The organism is Brevibacillus humidisoli, from assembly GCF_020923435.1.
Lineage (GTDB): Bacteria > Bacillota > Bacilli > Brevibacillales > Brevibacillaceae > Brevibacillus_E > Brevibacillus_E humidisoli.
The window spans coordinates 1,046,629-1,062,340 of sequence record NZ_CP087263.1; the positions used below are offsets into that span (position 1 = coordinate 1,046,629).

Genomic DNA, 15,712 nt, shown 5'->3' on the forward strand with positions numbered 1-15,712 from the left:
TTCCTTTTCCAATTATAATGGACACAACCCGACGTGTAAACGGGTTAGGTATGGCGGTTTTATGACGCTGTGCAAACCCGGGCGAAAAAGGGGATTTGACATTGTCGTCAGGAACCACCTCGATCGAGCCGAATGACGGTGTAACTGCAGCAGCGGCAGCCATCCTGCATCGACTCTTGCTCCTGTAACTCAATTTCTCCAAAGTACACCTCGAATATTCCCGCCAGCAACGCGTTATGCATTTTGCAGATGCTGTTCGGATATCGTTTGGCGATTTCCGAAAACGTACAGTTGTACACGCGAAAGCGAATGTTTTCTTTGCCCAGCAGTTCGATCTCCGGATTAAGTCCCTGGGCTACGATCAACCGCTGTATACTTTCGATCATCTCTTCGGTGGTCAATTGCTCCAGGGCTGAGCCGCTCTCCTGCAATGCCCTTTTGGCCGCTTCTACTCCGATGCGGTGCCCCATCCGAACAAGGGCTTTTTCTCCTGCTTCCCCAAATGAAAGCAGACTCTCCACTGCGATGTCGGCGATCAACTGATAATCGCGTGGGGGGAACTGCAGGCTAACAACCTGGTCGGAAAGCGAGTACAAGCGGCTTGGACGCCCTCCCTTTCCGCTTTTGTCGGAGGCAGATTGCAGCAAGTTGACATCTTCCAGCTTGCACAGATGAAGTCGTGCAACATTGGGGTGTATGGAAAAACGGTTTGCGATTTCCTGAACAGTAACCTGTTTTTTCTGATTGGCAACATACTGGTATATCGAAAAACGTGTGGGGTCGGCCAGCGCAGTTGTCAGTTTGTGGGCTCCAGTATCCATGTGGTCCCCCTTTCGACATGCATTTCGTTTTTTAGTTTAGCTGATTTTCTGGCCTTTGTTAAGCGGAATCTACAGTTACATGAAAGTTATTCTCAATAAAGATATTATATTTAATACTATTGACATAGTGTTAATATGAGATCTATAATTTACTTGAAAAAAGTAAGGGAGTAAGGAAACCAACTTACCGGTGTGGAGGGAATGAAGATGGCGACAGCGACCGCTGTGCAAACACAAAAGTTGACCTTTTTCACATACCCGAGCTGTACATCCTGTCGTAAGGCGAAGGCGTGGCTAAATGCAAATGGAGTAGAGTACGAAGAACGACACTTGTTCAGAAACCCGCCTTCTGTGGAAGAGCTTCTGGATATCGTGAAGAAGACGAACAATGGAATGGATGAAATCTTGTCGACGCGCAGTCAACGGTTTAAGCAGTTGGAGATCGACATAAACGAGTTGACGGTTTCTGAACTGCTGGAGTTGTTAAGTGAGGAGCCGCGCCTGCTGAAACGTCCGATTCTGACCAATGGAGAAAACTTGATTATCGGGTACAACCAGACAGCGATGAAAGAACTGCTGGCCTAACCACGGGAGACGCTTTTGGGCGTCTCCCTCTTTCTTGTTCAACCCAAAAACGGTACGATAAACCACAGTAGAGGCATTTCATACGTTTCACATTGTGGTACGGGGAAGGGTGGAGAAGATGGACGCGATTGTAACGGAAGTGACAGAGGGTGTGGCCATTGTCACGCTCAATCGGCCAGAGGTTCGCAACGCGATCAATCTGCAGATGATCGAGCAGTTGGGTGAGGTACTGGATGTTTTTCACGACGATCCCGCAGTAAAAGTGGTGATCTTTACGGGGGCAGGCGACACGTTCATCTCCGGCGGAGACTTGGAGCAGTTTGGGGCTGCCCGCAATCGCACGAGCGTACTTCCGCTGCTGCAGAAAGCAGCAGATTTGCTGGAAAAAATCGATCGCTATCCCAAGCCGACCATTGCCATGATCAACGGTACGGCCGTAGGAGGAGGCTGTGAATTCGCGATTTCCTGCCATTTTCGCTTCGCCAGTGAGACGGCGAAGGTTGGATTCGTCCAAATCGGTTTGCACATCACGACCGGTTGGGGCGGCGGCAGTCGCTTGTTGGACAAGCTTGGCGAATCTCAAGCGCTGTCGATGCTGTTGACCGGAGAGCGGTTCAGTGCCAGGGAAGCAGAGCGGCTCGGGTTTATCGACGCTGTAAGCTCCCCCGACAGGCTGCGAGATGACGTGCTCAGCTTTGCCAGCAAGATTGCCGCGCAACCGCTGACAGGAATCGAAGCGTACCTGCGGCTCTTGGCCTGGAAGCGTTCAGGAGCGAGGCAGTCGCAGCGCATCCAGAGGGAGATTGAGCAGTGTGCGGGATTGTGGGGATCCGAACAGCACACCGCCGCCGTCAATCGTTTTTTGCATAAAAGCTAGCCTGTTCTACCGCGACAAAATAGAGTCCTTCTCGTTTAAATCACGAGGTGCTTGGAGATACTTTTCTAGTAGACAGCGATTCTACGAGAGTAGGCAAAAGCATAGAATGAAGTACAACAACCTCAATAGCCGACGGGAGGGACTCCATATGGTAGCTTCAAGACAGGATGCATGGACCGAAGATGACGACTTGGTATTGGCCGAGGTAACGCTTCGTCATATACGGGAAGGCGGTACACAACTGGCCGCGTTTGAAGAGGTGGGACAGCGCTTGGGACGCACGGCTGCTGCCTGCGGCTTTCGCTGGAACAGCACGGTGCGCAAACGATATGAGCAGGCGATCGCGATCGCCAAAAGCCAGCGTCAGCAGTTGAAAAAGACAGGCAAGCTGCCCCAGGGGGAGCCAGCCGTGGAGTTCTCCAAAGAACTTACACTGCAGGATTATGATGGCCACATAAGCAAACGCATGGATACCGGAAAACTAGATGAAGAACAGCAGTTGGAGACGGCGATTCGTGTGCTGAGCAACCAGCGGGAACTGCTGCGCAGGATGAAGCAGTTGGAACGGGAACTCGGCAGCAAACACCAGGAAGTAAAGGAGTTGAAAGAGGAGAACAGCAAGCTGAAAAAGGAACTGAGCGAAATCCACGGTGTGAACGAAGATTACAAAGCTCTTATCCAAATTATGGAGCGTGCTCGAAAACTAGCTTTTTTACAAGAAGAGGAAGCTGCAAAACCTGTTTTCAAAATGGACGCAAACGGAAATCTGGAGCGGGTGGAGTAGGCGGGGAAACCCCGCCTCTCTTTTTTTGTTTGCCGCTACTCCTGCATTCCCACGTTTTCCGGGAGCCAAACGTATGGATTTTCCCCGCGATCGCGCATGGGGTTGTACTTTACCGGTTTAAAGTCCATTTTCAGCCAAAAATCATCAGCCCGGCAGCGGGAGTTGGTTTTGATCGGCAGCCCGAAGCTCTTGGCATGATTAACCAGAGCGGTACCGTAATCCTTGTTGCGGTAGTCCGGCAGCACCTCCAACTTCCACAGCTCAAAATAATCCTGCGGTGGATCAAAATATCGATCATACTTTCCGTCAATCTTGTACAAGCTCATCCTGGCGATTAGACGGTTATCTTCGTATATCCCGTAAAAAGGGGATTCCGAATCGTTTTCGATAAAGTTTGCTTCCAAATCTTCCTTCATCGACAGCTCTTCCAAGCCGTATTCACGGAATTTTTGAAACTGTTCCAGAGTCTTGTAGTTGATCTGCAGACGTTTCACTTCGTACATATGTGTGCCGCTCCTTTCCAAGCAGTGCCTCAGAAATTCTCCATTCTATTATACACAACCAGGTAACAAATTCTCCACTTTGTTTGACTCGACCTAAGCATAACAGGAAATGATTTCGTTTCCCTGCAAGGATTTTGAAAATTCCTGCTAGAACATTGACAGAAAGCATGGCAAAATAAGTGGTATCAAGGACAGAAGGGAGAGTAGCCATGCAAAAAGTGCTCATCGCCAATCGAGGCGAAATTGCGAGACGGATTATTCGTACCTGTAAAGCGATGGGGATGGCTACAGTAGCCGTCTACTCGGAAGCTGATAAACAGATGCCTTACGTGCGTGAAGCGGATGAAGCGGTATGGATCGGACCGCCACCCGTCCCCCAGAGTTACCTGAACGTAGAGGCGATTTTGGAAGCAGCTCGTTCTGTTAGGGCAGATGCCGTCCATCCTGGTTATGGCCTGCTGTCGGAGAACGCATCTTTTGCCCAACGATGTCAGGAAGCGGGACTCGTCTTTATTGGGCCAGCACCGGACGTGATTGCCAAGATGGGGGATAAACTGACGGCACGAGAGATCATGCGCCAGGCCGGAGTGCCGGTTGTACCCGGCAGCGGAGGGATGTTGGTGGACGCCGATGAAGCGGTGGATCGTGCCCGCCAGATCGGCTATCCGGTGATGCTCAAGGCCACGGCTGGCGGGGGCGGGATCGGCATGCAGGTCGTCCACAGCGATGAAGAACTTCGTCAGGCATACCAATCCGCAAAAGGCAGGGCGAAGGCGTATTTTGGCAATGATGCGATGTTTCTTGAAAAGTACGTGCAAAATCCGCATCACATCGAAGTGCAGATCGCAGCCGATCAGCATGGGCAGATCCTGCACGTACTGGAGCGAGAGTGCTCGATTCAGCGGAGGCATCAGAAAGTGCTGGAGGAAAGTCCATCGCCATTTCTCGATGAAGAGACGAGACAGAAGATCTGTCAGTCAGCTGTCGATGCCGCTCGAGCCGTAGGGTATACGGGTGTTGGAACGGTCGAGTTCATTATGGATGAGAGGAAGGATTTCTACTTCCTGGAGATGAACACCCGCCTGCAGGTGGAGCACCCCGTGACCGAGGAAATGACGGGCCTTGATCTGGTTGCCCTGCAGTTCGACATTGCCTGCAACCGACCGCTCAGCGTGCGGCAGGAAGAGATCAAAGCGCATAGGCATGCGATCGAAGTGCGCGTCTATGCCGAAGATCCGGAGACATTTCTTCCTTGCCCGGGTAAAATAGAAGAGTACCGAGTACCGGAGATAGAGCATGTGCGCATCGACGACGGAGTAGAGGCAGGAACACAGGTAACGCCGTTTTACGACCCGATGATTGCCAAGGTGATCGCTTCGGGTGTGACACGTGAGGAAGCGATTCAACGTCTGTCAGAAGCTTTGAAAGCGTTTTATATTGGCGGTATCAAGACTAACCTGCCATTCCTCCGGGAGATTCTGGACGATGATTCCTTCCGCGCTGGTATGTACACCACTCATTTTGTGCAGAACAGGAAAAAGTAACCAAACGAACTGGTAAAGGAGAGTAGGTAGCGATGAAACAAGTAACGGCAAACATGGCTGGAACCGTAATCAACGTTTTGGTCAAGGCAGGTGACTCGGTGCAGTCCGGACAGGATGTGGTCGTGCTGGAGTCGATGAAAATGGAAGTTCCGGTTCAGGCGGAAGCAGGCGGCACAGTCGCTGAAGTGAAGGTGAACACAGGAGACTTTGTCAACGATGGAGATGTCTTATTGGTTCTGGAATGATCGTTGTGACCAGATTCTGAGCGCCCGCTAGGTTTGGCTGGAGAGGAGGAACGGAGATGGAGGTTCGCATCTATGAAGTAGGGCCGCGGGATGGTTTGCAAAACGAATCACAGATTGTACCCACCAGGGTGAAGATCGGACTGATTGAGCGACTGGCAGATGCGGGGTTGCGCTGGATCGAGGCAAGTTCATTTGTCAATCCCAAGTGGATTCCCCAACTGGCTGACGCAGCGGAGGTATTGGCTGGCATCCGGCAGCAGTCCGATGTCACCTACAGCGCACTGGTTCCCAATCTGCGCGGGCTAGAGAGAGCGACGCAGGCAGGGATGCGTGAGATCGCAGTATTTATGTCGGCAAGCGAGACGCACAACCAAAAGAACATCAACAAATCGATCGCGGAAACGCTACCTGTGCTGGCGGAAGTAGTCAGTCGAGCCTCGGCCAGCGGCATCCGCGTCCGCGGTTATGTTTCCACTGTTTTCGGCTGCCCGTACGAAGGAGAGGTCAGCATCACCAGCACACTAAAGGTAACCGAATCGCTGCTGGCGATGGGTGTCTACGAAGTGTCAATAGGGGATACCATCGGTGTAGCCACTCCCAAGCAGGTGCATGAGATCTTTTCAGTACTTGTGAAAGAATTTACGACTGAGCGCTTGGCCGCCCATTTTCACGATACCCGTGGAACCGGTCTGGCCAACGTAGCGGCTGCCCTCGCCGAAGGAATTCGCACGTTTGACAGCTCGATTGGCGGATTGGGAGGATGTCCTTATGCACCTGGAGCTGCCGGCAATATCTCCACCGAAGACCTGGTCTACATGCTGACCGGTATGGGGTATCAGACAGGGATCGACCAAGAAAAGCTGGCGGGAGCGGGCAGCTATATTCAGCAGGCGTTGGGACGGGAACTCCCTTCGAAAATGTTGAAAGCCTGCCGTGCTGCCGCCGATGGCACGTTGCAAAAGGAGGGAAACCAGTCATGACAGTTGGGCTGCGCAAGGAAGGTCAGGTTGCCGTTCTTACCATCCAGCGTCCAGAGGTTCACAACTGTTTAAACCTTGAAACACTCCTCATGATGCGGGAGCAGATCGTAAAGATTGCTGCTGACCGGGAGATTCGCGTTGTCATCGTTACTGGAGAGGGAGAAAAGTCATTTTGCGCCGGGGCTGATCTGAAAGAGCGAAGCACGATGACGGATGAGCAGGTGCAGCAGTTCATCCGCACCATTCGCGACACCTTTTCCGACTTGGAGCGACTGCCAAAGCCGGTGATCGCAGCACTTAACGGTGCCGCCTATGGCGGTGGGACGGAACTGGCTCTCGCCTGCGACCTGCGTGTAGCCAGTGAGACGGTACGGATGGGATTGACGGAGACGTCTCTTGGGATTATTCCGGGGGCAGGGGGCACACAGCGGCTGCCTCGTCTGATCGGCAGGGCCAAAGCGAAAGAACTGATTTTTACTTCCCGTCGCATCACTGCCGCAGAAGCGTTGGAAATCGGGCTCGTCAACCGTGTGGTACCATCTGAGCAACTGTTGAGCGCGGCAATGGAGTTGGCGGATGAGATTGCGGCGAACGCTCCGATCGCACTTGCACAGGCCAAGTACGCGATTGACTGCGGCATGGAAGTGGATCTTACAACGGGTCTGTCGATTGAGAGCAGCGCCTATCAGATTCTGATCCCGACTAAAGACCGGCTGGAAGGCCTGGCTGCGTTTAGAGAGAAACGCAAGCCGATCTATCGAGGAGAATGAGGAGGTTGCAGACATGAGTCAGCTAGAGCAGACGTTGCAGGAGAGAATCGCCCAGGTCAAAAAGGGCGGAGACGAAAAGTACCATCAGAAAGCCAAGGAGCAGAACAAGCTGTTTGTTCGTGACCGGTTGGCCCTTTTGTTTGATGATGAAGAGTTTGTGTTGGAAGATGGATTGTTTGCCAACTTCACCGCTGAAGATCTGCCTGCTGACGGAGTAGTCACAGCGATTGGACGGGTAGGTGGCCAGACCGTCTGTGTCATGGCCAACGATTCTACGGTAAAAGCAGGTTCCTGGGGTGCGCGAACCGTAGAGAAGATCATCCGTATCCAGGAGACAGCAGAGAAGATGCGTGTGCCGCTGATTTACCTGGTCGACTCCGCAGGTGCACGGATAACCGATCAGTTGGAGATGTTTCCGGGACGGCGGGGGGCTGGACGGATCTTTTACAATCAGGTCAAGCTATCGGGAAAAATTCCACAAGTATGCATCCTGTTCGGTCCTTCAGCGGCGGGCGGAGCGTATATACCCGCGTTTTGTGATATCGTCATCATGGTCGAACACAACGCCAGCATGTACCTCGGTTCGCCGCGAATGGCAGAGATGGTGATAGGGGAAAAGGTGACATTGGAAGAGTTGGGCGGTGCGCGGATGCATTGTTCGGTCAGCGGCTGTGGTGATGTGTTGGCTGCTGACGAACGGGAGGCTATAGAGGCCGCTCGCAGCTATCTCTCTTACTTCCCGGGCAACTACGAGGAGTCGCCACCTGCTGCAGCAGGAAGAGAGTCGGCTGCAAACGCCAGGGAGATTGCTGAGATCGTGCCGGAGAATCAAAACGCGCCGTTCAACATGTACGAACTGATCGAAGCGCTGGTGGACGAAGGTTCCTTTTTTGAAGTGAAAAAACTGTTTGCGCAGGAGTTGATCACCGGGCTTGCTCGCCTCGACGGAAAGCCGGTCGGCATCGTGGCCAACCAGCCGCGGGTCAAAGGCGGGGTTCTGTTTGTCGATTCTGCCGACAAAGCGGCGCGGTTTGTCACGCTGTGTGATGCTTTTCGCATCCCGCTGCTCTTTTTGGCTGACGTACCCGGATTTATGATCGGTACCGCTGTAGAGCGGGCAGGGATTATCCGCCACGGAGCCAAGATGATCTCCGCGATGGCGGAAGCCACCGTGCCCAAGATTTCGGTGATTGTGCGAAAAGCATATGGAGCGGGTCTCTATGCGATGGCCAGTTCCGCATTTGAACCGGACGCATGTCTGGCACTGCCCTCTGCTCAGATCGCTGTAATGGGTCCGGAGGCCGCCGTAAATGCCGTGTACAGCAACAAGATCCAGGCGATTGAAGACTCGCAGGAGCGGCAGGCGTTTATCATGGAGAAGCGTCGTGAGTATCAGAAAGATATCGATATTTACCTGCTCGCTTCCGAGCTGATCGTGGACGGAATTGTGCCGCCTAGTCAACTGCGCCGTGAACTGATCAACCGTTTTGCTGCCTATGCAAACAAACGGCAGCATTTTTCCGATCGGAAACACCCGGTATATCCCGTCTAGATTCGTTGTTTGCGTGGAGTAGATAAACGGACATGAAAAAAGCTGCTGCCCGGTGAGGCAGCAGCTTTACTGTTTTTTGGGAACGTATTGGAAGATCTCGTGTGATTCCATCAGATCGATCAGGCGGGAGAGCCAGTCGTAATAGGCAAGCGCATTTTGCAGCTTTTCCAGATCCGTCTCTACCAACTGGTGCAGCTCTTCACTGAGGTCTTCTTTTTCCTTCAGCGAGCTGAGGTCGTTTAAGGATCGACGCAGGGCGTGCACATTCAGATCGATCGCCTTTCGCCACTTGGTTGAAAAGTAATCAATGAAGTTCTGGTACCAGTCCTGGTCCACTTCGTAGTGATCCTTGCGCGCTCCTTTCATCCACACCTTGTTGACCATTTTTTGTTCCATCAACTGGCGGACGCCAGTGCTCATACTCGTTTTACTCATTCCCATCGCTTCGCCCATCTCATCGAGCGTCATGGGCTTGTCCTGAAACAGCATCGTACCGTATAAATGTCCGATTGATAACGTAATACCATAAAGATCCATATTTTTTGCAAGTGCTTCAATCACACGTTCACGAGCCTTCTTGATGATCAGTTCATACTGACTGACGGCTGTTTCATTATGAGTGCTCATGGGGGTACAACCCTCCTGACATTATTGCTGTTTCACATTCTACTCGTTCCCAGGCGGGAAGTAAATGGAGCGATAGGGAACCATATACGAGGAATCCTGAGAATTTGGAATGAAAAGTTTGTAAAGTTTTTTCGTAACGTATTATACGTTCAAATATTGCGGATTTCCAGCTTTGAGGAAAAAAAACGCCCACGATACAATCAAATAGTCAGATCAATCAGGTGCGACCAATGGGAGGTGAAAGCATGTCGAAGATAAAAGTGGAATCAGTGACCAAAATCTTTGGCCGCCATCCGGAAAAGGCGATTGAGTTGTTGGAAAAAGGGTGGGGCAAACAAAAAATCGTCGAGGAGACCGGGATGACGGTTGGCGTGAACCAGGCGAGCTTTGAGGTAAAGGCCGGTGAGATCTTTGTGATCATGGGTCTGTCCGGCAGCGGGAAATCTACCTTGGTACGCTTGTTTAACCGACTGATCGAGCCTACCGCGGGCCGTATCTTGATCGATGGGGAAGATATCGTCAAGATGAACCCGGAGCAGCTCCGCAACGTACGGCGGAAGAAGCTGAGCATGGTATTTCAGCGATTTGCCCTGTTTCCCCACCGGACCGTACTGGAAAACGTGGAGTACGGACTGGAGGTTCAGGGGATTGAGAAACAAGCCCGTCAGACCAAGGCCAAAGAGGCACTCGCCCTCGTCGGTCTGAAAGGCTGGGAAAGCAGCTATCCGGACCAGTTGAGCGGCGGTATGCAGCAGCGGGTAGGATTGGCGCGAGCACTGGCCAACGACCCTGACGTGCTGCTGATGGACGAGGCGTTCAGCGCACTCGACCCGCTGATCCGCAAAGACATGCAGGATGAATTGTTGGAACTTCAAGAAACGATGCAGAAAACGATCGTTTTTATTACGCACGATTTGGATGAAGCGTTGAAACTAGGTGATCGAATCGCTTTGATGAAAGACGGTTCCATCCAACAAATCGGCACACCGGAAGAGATTTTGACCAACCCGGCAAACGAATACGTGGAACGGTTTGTCGTAGATGTCGATCTATCCAAGGTACTTACCGCTGAGCGTGTGATGAAGCGTGCCGAGACCATCACACTGGACAAGGGGCCGCGGGTGGCCATGCAGATGATGCGGGATCGCGGGGTGTCCAGCCTGTTTGTGGTAGACAAGAAGAAATCTCTTCTGGGTGTACTAACGGCTGATGCGGTGAAAAAAGCACATTCAGAAGAGGTCTCTTTGGAGACAGTGATGGAAACGGATGTCCTGGTTGTGGAACCAAATCGGATACTGCATGAGATGTTTGACCTCGTTGCGTTTTCGCAGTTCCCGGTGGCAGTAGTGGGAGAAAACCGCCGTCTGCTGGGGGTTGTGGTCAAAGGAGCGGTGCTCGGCAGTCTCGCGGGGAAGACCGAAGAAGAATTCAACATGGAGGTTCAGGCAGTCAATCAAGACAGCGATACCGAAACACAGGTTGACAGCGATGTCTCTGCTTCGCCTCAGGAGGTGAAGCGCAGTGGGTAGTCTATTGCCGAAGCTGCCGTTGGATGTGTGGATTGACGCATTGGTAGACGGCATGCAGGACTCGCTGGAAGGGCTGTTTGACCTGATTGGCGCCATCATCGGTACGACAGTTGATGGCCTGGAATTCGGGTTAACCTACTTTCCGTCTTGGGTCTACATAATTCTCTTCACTGCCATTGCATGGCTGATCAGTACCCGTTCCATCGCACTGTTTACCTTGATCGGTCTATTTCTGATCGATAACCTCGGATACTGGGAAAACACGATGTTCACACTGGCACTGGTGCTAACTTCTGCCCTTATATCCATCATTGTCGGCATTCCGCTTGGCATTCTCTGCGGTAAAAGTGACAGAACACAGCAAATCGTCACACCTGTTCTCGACTTCATGCAGACGATGCCTGCATTCGTCTATCTGATACCGGCGGTCACCTTTTTTAGTCTTGGTGCCGTACCAGGTGTCATCGCGTCGGTAATCTTTGCCATGCCGCCGACGATACGCCTGACTAACCTGGGGATTCGCCAGGTGCCGAAAGACCTGGTAGAGGCGGCCGATTCATTCGGTTCGACAGGCGGACAGAAGCTGGTGAAGGTACAGCTTCCGATGGCCAAGGCGACGATCATGGCCGGGATCAACCAGAGCATCATGCTCAGTCTGTCGATGGTGGTCATCGCCTCGATGATCGGGGCAAAAGGACTTGGAGCAGACGTGTATCGAGCTGTCACCCAGCTGAAAATAGGGGAGGGGTTCGAAGCCGGACTGGCCATTGTCATCCTGGCAATCATGCTGGATCGGCTTACCCAATATATAGGAAATCAAAAAGAATCGAGGGGGAGAGTATCTTGAAAAAAACGATGAAACATTCTCTGTTTGCACTGTTAAGTGCTGTACTGCTGGTGGCTGGTTGTGGAAACGGAACCGAAACCACCAACACATCCGCCAACAACACGACGTCAGAAAACAACTCGCAGGGGGAAGCGGCTGAACAGCAATCGGAGGCCAAGCCGGTTGGCGAGCTGGTTGACTACAAGATTGTCGGGATTGACCCAGGAGCCGGTCTCATGAAATCGACCGCCAAGGTGATTGAAGAATACGGCTTGGAAAAATGGGAGTTGGTTGAAGGTTCTGGTGCGGCCATGACCGCTGCTCTGAAAGATGCATATGAAGACAAAAAACCGATCATCGTGACCGGTTGGACACCGCACTGGAAATTTTCCAAGTTTGATCTGAAGTACTTGGAAGACCCGAAAGGGATTTATGGTGCAGCCGAGCAAATCCATACTATCGTGAAAAAAGGCTTGAAAGAGGAGCAGCCGAGCGCGCATGCCTTCCTGGACAACTTCTCCTGGGAGCCGTCCGATATGGAAACGGTGATGGTGGAAGTCATGGAAGGAAAAGAGCCCCAACAGGCAGCCAAAGACTGGATTGCCAACAATGAAGAGAAAGTGAACAAATGGATTGAAGGCGTGGAGCCAGTCGACGGCGCTACCATTACCCTTGGTTATGTGGCGTGGGATTCCGAGATTGCCAGCACCAACGTGGTGAAGGCAGTGTTGGAAGACAAGCTGGGTTACAAAGTAGAGATGAGTCAGGTGGAAGCTGGACCGATGTGGGTTGGTGTGGCAGAAGGCGATCTGGATGCTATCGTGGCTGCATGGCTGCCGACCACGCATGCCGACTACTACAAAGAATACGAAGGCAAGTTTGAGGATCTCGGTCCCAACTTGGACGGCACAAAAATCGGTCTGGTCGTTCCTGCCTACATGGAGATCGATTCGATCGAGGATCTGAAAGCAGAATAAGCAAAGAGCAAACCAGAAGCAAAGCAAAAAGGACGGGTAGATCCCGTCCTTTCAGATTGCTGACAAACCCCCTCTCTGCCAGAGCAGAAGTGGGGGTTTGTCGTGAAATATGCAAAAAACTAAGGTGCCCGTAAGGGCAAATCGCCCTCCATTCCCTTTATTCCAGAGCCAATTGGCCAGCTTTTTTAGATTCATAGCAGCAAAAGCGAGCATCGCCTGCATTGTCACTTTTTTCAATCCACGCAAAGTGGTCCAACGCAAACCATGCTTTTCCTTTAAATTAGCAAATACACGCTCAATGGTTTCCTTTCGGCGTGTATACAGCCGTTTATTCACTTCTGTATGTCTCAGATGTTCCACTTCTTCCAGATAGTCTGCCCATATATGGCGACTGATACGTTTTACAGCCTCACGGCTTTCCGTACATTGGAAGCGAAGGGGACAATGGCTACATATCTCAGAATCAGAACGGTACATGCGGTACCCTTCTCGGGTAGTCGTTTCGTAGGACAAAACCTGTCCGGCAGGACAGATAGAACAATCGAAATATTCATCATACACATAGTCGTGTTTGCGGAAAAAACCTTTCTTCGTGTGAGAGCGGGTATAGGGCATAACAGGACGAACGCCTTCGTCCAAGAGATATTTGCTTATGTATGGGGTTTTATATCCGGCATCTACCGCTACGGCATTCGGCTTCCCCACGTTTTCAATCGCTTGTTCAAACACATTGGTAAACACTTGGCTGTCATGGATGTTGGCGGCTGTAACGACCGCGCTCACGACAAAGCCATGTTCGTCACTTGCGGCATGGAACGAGTAAGCAAATGTCTGCTCTTTCTCGTTTTTGACAAACCATCCGCTGTCGGGGTCAGTCGTGCTCTGCTTCACCTCCTTCCACTTTGTATCCGACTTTTTTGGCAACGGCTTTTTTCCATGTTCGATGCGGTCTTGATTCAGTTCATCGTGCAGCTGCTGCTGGTACTTCTTTTGCTCTTCCTGAACCCGCTGCTTGCTGTACTTTCTTTTGTTGGCATGGGCCTTGACGTGGGTGGAATCGATGTAGAGGGCAGAAGGATCAACAAAGCCATGACGACATGCTTCTTCGAGAATGCGAGTAAAAATTTGTTCAAACAAGTCCGTACCTTGAAAACGGCGGACATAGTTTTTTCCGAATGTGGTGAAGTGAGGGATTGGTTGGGTAAAATCGTATCCCAAAAACCAACGATAAGCGACATTGGTTTCGATTTCTTTAATCGTTTGGCGCATGGAGCGAATGCCGAACAGATACTGAATAAATACCATTTTGATGAGTACAACGGGGTCGATACTGGGTCTGCCGTTGTCCGGAGAATACCGATCTTTCACCAAATCGTAGATGAAGGAAAAATCAATGGCTTTTTCGATTTTCCGAACTAAATGATCACGAGGAACCAATTCATCCAGTGAAACAACCGATACTTGATAACGGCCTTCGCCCTGTTGTTTCGAAAGCATACATGACACCTCTTGGCAATTATTTTCCACATACATTATTCTACAAAAAAACGTGTAGACCTTGTACCTTGCGGTACTTTGTCTACACGCTGAAAGGACGGGTAGATCCCGTCCTTTTTTTATCTCTGCCATTCATCGGGCTTTTCCATCCTTTTTCTTCAAAATTGCGCCATGATTTGTTATGCTGGACATAACGGGAACAACTGTACGGTTATTGGGCTGAAGATGGGATACACCGATCGAAAACAATAGGGAGGGACAGCCATGCGGATTGTTGTCGTTGGCGGTGGGGCCGTGGGATTATTGCTGGCTGGCCGACTCGCGATTGCGGGTCTCCGCGTACAGCTGGTGACACGCGGGGAAGAGCAGGCGAACAAGCTGGCCACGGAACCGTTCAGACTGCAGATGCTGACAGGTAAAGTGGCGGAGATCAGCGTTGAGACGATATCCTTTGCCGGCAGCTTGCCTGCCGCTGATATCTACTTCCTGGCAGTCAAGCAACCGGCACTGCCGCAGCTGCTGTCCGCCCTCTCAACGATTCCCCGTTCCGCATGCGTGGTTGCTCTGCAGAACGGCATGGGGCATGATGAACTGCTGGCCACTGTGTTGAAACCGGATCAGCTCTTGTTTGCTGTAAATACGGAGGGGGTGCGGCGTCATTCGCCAACGTTCGTCGAGCATACTGGACAAGGGTCGCTGCGGATGGGGCCCATGGACAGGCCGGGTGAACCGGATCGACAGATCAGTCGGTTGATGCGGATGATGCAGGTGGCGGGGATTGACTGTTTGTATGAGCAGGCGATGCGACCGGTGATGTGGCGCAAGCTGCTTGCCAATGCGCTGATCAATCCGCTAACAGCACTTTATGAAGTGCCAAATGGCGCATTAGTAGAGCACAGGTTCCTGCTAGAACTGATGCGAGTGTTGTTTTACGAAGCATCTGAAGTGGCCCGAGCAGTCGCTCTGAAAATCACAGATGTCGATTGGCAGGATATTTTGACAATTTGCCGAAATACTTCCCGAAACCAATCATCGATGCTGCAGGATTTGTTGAGCGGTAGGCAGACCGAGATTGAGTCAATCAACGGTTATATCATGCGAACGAGCAAGCGGTACGGGATTGCCGTACCCGCGCATGAGGCGCTTTATCGGTCAATCCTCTTGAAAACGAGTCTTCGGCAGGCGAGGAGAGAGGCTTTCGATGACCATTCTAGCTAATCTGTGGGGACTAATGATTGTTTTGCCGTTTTTCGGCTTTATACTGGTGTATGTCGTACTGCGTCTTTGGACCAAAGACCGACGGAAGTCCCTGTACTGGTCGTTAAATGTAACCAATATATTTTTGATCGAAGCGGTCGTTGTCTTCTATGCTGAGATATGGCCTCAAGCCGTGTCGGCATGGTGGTGGATCGTACTGCTTTTTCTATCATTGGCCTCGTTGCTGGGCTGGTTGCAGCTCCGCCTGCGCGGAAAGCTTTCCCTTGTCAAAATCGGGTTCTCCACTTGGAGACTTTCATTTGTCATTTTGTGTTTTGCGTACTTCTTGTTGTTTACAACAGGAATCTGGAAACAGATGCAGGTGGGATGATCCGTTT

The 15,712-nt window shown here is 51.6% G+C and carries 17 protein-coding genes; 13 read left to right on the forward strand and 4 right to left on the reverse strand.

Going from position 1 to position 15,712, the window contains the following annotated elements; genetic code table 11:
* Positions 1-107: 107 nt before the first annotated feature.
* Positions 108-821, reverse strand: coding sequence for a helix-turn-helix transcriptional regulator (locus tag LOK74_RS05165; protein WP_230045520.1), 714 nt, complete (start codon positions 819-821; stop codon positions 108-110).
* 207 nt (positions 822-1,028) lie between these two features.
* Between LOK74_RS05165 and LOK74_RS05170 the strand changes: the two genes are divergently transcribed.
* From LOK74_RS05170 to LOK74_RS05180, 3 genes are all read left to right on the forward strand, one after another.
* The gene (locus LOK74_RS05170) at positions 1,029-1,406 is read left to right on the forward strand and encodes a Spx/MgsR family RNA polymerase-binding regulatory protein (RefSeq protein ID WP_230045521.1); all 378 of its coding nucleotides are present in this window, start codon (positions 1,029-1,031) and stop codon (positions 1,404-1,406) included.
* A gap of 118 nt (positions 1,407-1,524) precedes the next feature.
* Complete coding sequence (locus LOK74_RS05175; protein WP_230045522.1) at positions 1,525-2,283, forward strand: enoyl-CoA hydratase/isomerase family protein; 759 nt, start codon at positions 1,525-1,527, stop codon at positions 2,281-2,283.
* A 148-nt stretch (positions 2,284-2,431) separates the two neighbouring features.
* Entirely contained in the window at positions 2,432-3,067 is a 636-nt protein-coding gene (locus LOK74_RS05180; protein WP_230045523.1) for an RsfA family transcriptional regulator, read from the forward strand.
* A gap of 35 nt (positions 3,068-3,102) precedes the next feature.
* Here the strand turns inward: LOK74_RS05180 and LOK74_RS05185 are convergent, their stop codons facing one another.
* A complete protein-coding gene (locus LOK74_RS05185) occupies positions 3,103-3,570 on the reverse strand; it encodes an N-acetyltransferase (protein ID WP_230045524.1) in 468 nt (155 codons plus the stop codon).
* A 209-nt stretch (positions 3,571-3,779) separates the two neighbouring features.
* On the opposite strand from LOK74_RS05185, the gene LOK74_RS05190 reads away from it, so the two are divergent.
* Genes LOK74_RS05190 through LOK74_RS05210 form a run of 5 tightly spaced genes read left to right on the forward strand, consistent with a single transcriptional unit; the run spans position 3,780 to position 8,661 of the window.
* On the forward strand, positions 3,780-5,114 hold the full coding sequence (locus LOK74_RS05190; RefSeq protein ID WP_230045525.1) for an acetyl-CoA carboxylase biotin carboxylase subunit: 1,335 nt from the start codon (positions 3,780-3,782) through the stop codon (positions 5,112-5,114).
* Positions 5,115-5,146: 32 nt separating this feature from the next.
* Positions 5,147-5,359: an acetyl-CoA carboxylase biotin carboxyl carrier protein subunit gene (locus tag LOK74_RS05195; protein ID WP_230045526.1), complete on the forward strand. Its 213-nt coding sequence runs from the start codon at positions 5,147-5,149 to the stop codon at positions 5,357-5,359.
* Between the two features lie 56 nt (positions 5,360-5,415).
* Entirely contained in the window at positions 5,416-6,339 is a 924-nt protein-coding gene (locus tag LOK74_RS05200) for a hydroxymethylglutaryl-CoA lyase (RefSeq protein WP_230045527.1), read from the forward strand.
* Positions 6,336-7,109 (forward strand): enoyl-CoA hydratase, encoded by a 774-nt coding sequence (locus LOK74_RS05205; protein WP_230045528.1) that lies wholly within the window; start codon positions 6,336-6,338, stop codon positions 7,107-7,109. The genes LOK74_RS05200 and LOK74_RS05205 overlap by 4 nt, the downstream gene beginning before the upstream one ends.
* Positions 7,110-7,122: 13 nt before the next feature.
* Complete coding sequence (locus LOK74_RS05210; protein ID WP_230045529.1) at positions 7,123-8,661, forward strand: acyl-CoA carboxylase subunit beta; 1,539 nt, start codon at positions 7,123-7,125, stop codon at positions 8,659-8,661.
* Between the two features lie 66 nt (positions 8,662-8,727).
* Here the strand turns inward: LOK74_RS05210 and LOK74_RS05215 are convergent, their stop codons facing one another.
* Positions 8,728-9,288, reverse strand: a complete 561-nt coding sequence (locus tag LOK74_RS05215) for a GbsR/MarR family transcriptional regulator (RefSeq protein WP_230045530.1) — start codon at positions 9,286-9,288, stop codon at positions 8,728-8,730.
* Between the two features lie 245 nt (positions 9,289-9,533).
* Between LOK74_RS05215 and LOK74_RS05220 the strand changes: the two genes are divergently transcribed.
* From LOK74_RS05220 to LOK74_RS05230, 3 genes are read left to right on the forward strand one after another with little or no spacing between them, the layout of a single operon-like run.
* Positions 9,534-10,817 (forward strand): quaternary amine ABC transporter ATP-binding protein, encoded by a 1,284-nt coding sequence (locus LOK74_RS05220; RefSeq protein ID WP_230045531.1) that lies wholly within the window; start codon positions 9,534-9,536, stop codon positions 10,815-10,817.
* Between the two features lie 52 nt (positions 10,818-10,869).
* The gene (locus tag LOK74_RS05225; protein ID WP_230046912.1) at positions 10,870-11,664 is read left to right on the forward strand and encodes an ABC transporter permease; all 795 of its coding nucleotides are present in this window, start codon (positions 10,870-10,872) and stop codon (positions 11,662-11,664) included.
* Positions 11,661-12,620, forward strand: coding sequence for a glycine betaine ABC transporter substrate-binding protein (locus tag LOK74_RS05230; protein WP_277613423.1), 960 nt, complete (start codon positions 11,661-11,663; stop codon positions 12,618-12,620). Before LOK74_RS05225 ends, LOK74_RS05230 begins: the two co-directional genes overlap by 4 nt.
* A 51-nt stretch (positions 12,621-12,671) precedes the next feature.
* Here the strand turns inward: LOK74_RS05230 and LOK74_RS05235 are convergent, their stop codons facing one another.
* Positions 12,672-14,117: an IS1182 family transposase gene (locus LOK74_RS05235; protein WP_230045532.1), complete on the reverse strand. Its 1,446-nt coding sequence runs from the start codon at positions 14,115-14,117 to the stop codon at positions 12,672-12,674.
* 264 nt (positions 14,118-14,381) lie between these two features.
* Between LOK74_RS05235 and LOK74_RS05240 the strand changes: the two genes are divergently transcribed.
* Positions 14,382-15,335 carry a ketopantoate reductase family protein gene (locus tag LOK74_RS05240; RefSeq protein ID WP_230045533.1) on the forward strand — a complete coding sequence of 318 codons (954 nt, stop codon included), beginning with the start codon at positions 14,382-14,384 and terminating at the stop codon, positions 15,333-15,335.
* Positions 15,319-15,705 carry a DUF3397 domain-containing protein gene (locus LOK74_RS05245; protein ID WP_230045534.1) on the forward strand — a complete coding sequence of 129 codons (387 nt, stop codon included), beginning with the start codon at positions 15,319-15,321 and terminating at the stop codon, positions 15,703-15,705. The genes LOK74_RS05240 and LOK74_RS05245 overlap by 17 nt, the downstream gene beginning before the upstream one ends.
* Positions 15,706-15,712: the final 7 nt, after the last annotated feature.

Bases quoted from the DNA above. Each gene is read 5' to 3' on its own strand.
- LOK74_RS05205 (WP_230045528.1), top strand. From the start codon at position 6,336: ATGACAGTTGGGCTGCGCAAGGAAGGTCAGGTTGCCGTTCTTACCATC.
- LOK74_RS05195 (WP_230045526.1), top strand. From the start codon at position 5,147: ATGAAACAAGTAACGGCAAACATGGCTGGAACCGTAATCAACGTTTTG.
- LOK74_RS05235 (WP_230045532.1), bottom strand. From the start codon at position 14,117: ATGCTTTCGAAACAACAGGGCGAAGGCCGTTATCAAGTATCGGTTGTT.
- LOK74_RS05220 (WP_230045531.1), top strand. From the start codon at position 9,534: ATGTCGAAGATAAAAGTGGAATCAGTGACCAAAATCTTTGGCCGCCAT.
- LOK74_RS05245 (WP_230045534.1), top strand. From the start codon at position 15,319: ATGACCATTCTAGCTAATCTGTGGGGACTAATGATTGTTTTGCCGTTT.
- LOK74_RS05170 (WP_230045521.1), top strand. From the start codon at position 1,029: ATGGCGACAGCGACCGCTGTGCAAACACAAAAGTTGACCTTTTTCACA.
- LOK74_RS05215 (WP_230045530.1), bottom strand. From the start codon at position 9,288: ATGAGCACTCATAATGAAACAGCCGTCAGTCAGTATGAACTGATCATC.
- LOK74_RS05190 (WP_230045525.1), top strand. From the start codon at position 3,780: ATGCAAAAAGTGCTCATCGCCAATCGAGGCGAAATTGCGAGACGGATT.
- LOK74_RS05180 (WP_230045523.1), top strand. From the start codon at position 2,432: ATGGTAGCTTCAAGACAGGATGCATGGACCGAAGATGACGACTTGGTA.
- LOK74_RS05225 (WP_230046912.1), top strand. From the start codon at position 10,870: ATGCAGGACTCGCTGGAAGGGCTGTTTGACCTGATTGGCGCCATCATC.
- LOK74_RS05185 (WP_230045524.1), bottom strand. From the start codon at position 3,570: ATGTACGAAGTGAAACGTCTGCAGATCAACTACAAGACTCTGGAACAG.
- LOK74_RS05175 (WP_230045522.1), top strand. From the start codon at position 1,525: ATGGACGCGATTGTAACGGAAGTGACAGAGGGTGTGGCCATTGTCACG.
- LOK74_RS05240 (WP_230045533.1), top strand. From the start codon at position 14,382: ATGCGGATTGTTGTCGTTGGCGGTGGGGCCGTGGGATTATTGCTGGCT.
- LOK74_RS05200 (WP_230045527.1), top strand. From the start codon at position 5,416: ATGGAGGTTCGCATCTATGAAGTAGGGCCGCGGGATGGTTTGCAAAAC.
- LOK74_RS05165 (WP_230045520.1), bottom strand. From the start codon at position 821: ATGGATACTGGAGCCCACAAACTGACAACTGCGCTGGCCGACCCCACA.
- LOK74_RS05210 (WP_230045529.1), top strand. From the start codon at position 7,123: ATGAGTCAGCTAGAGCAGACGTTGCAGGAGAGAATCGCCCAGGTCAAA.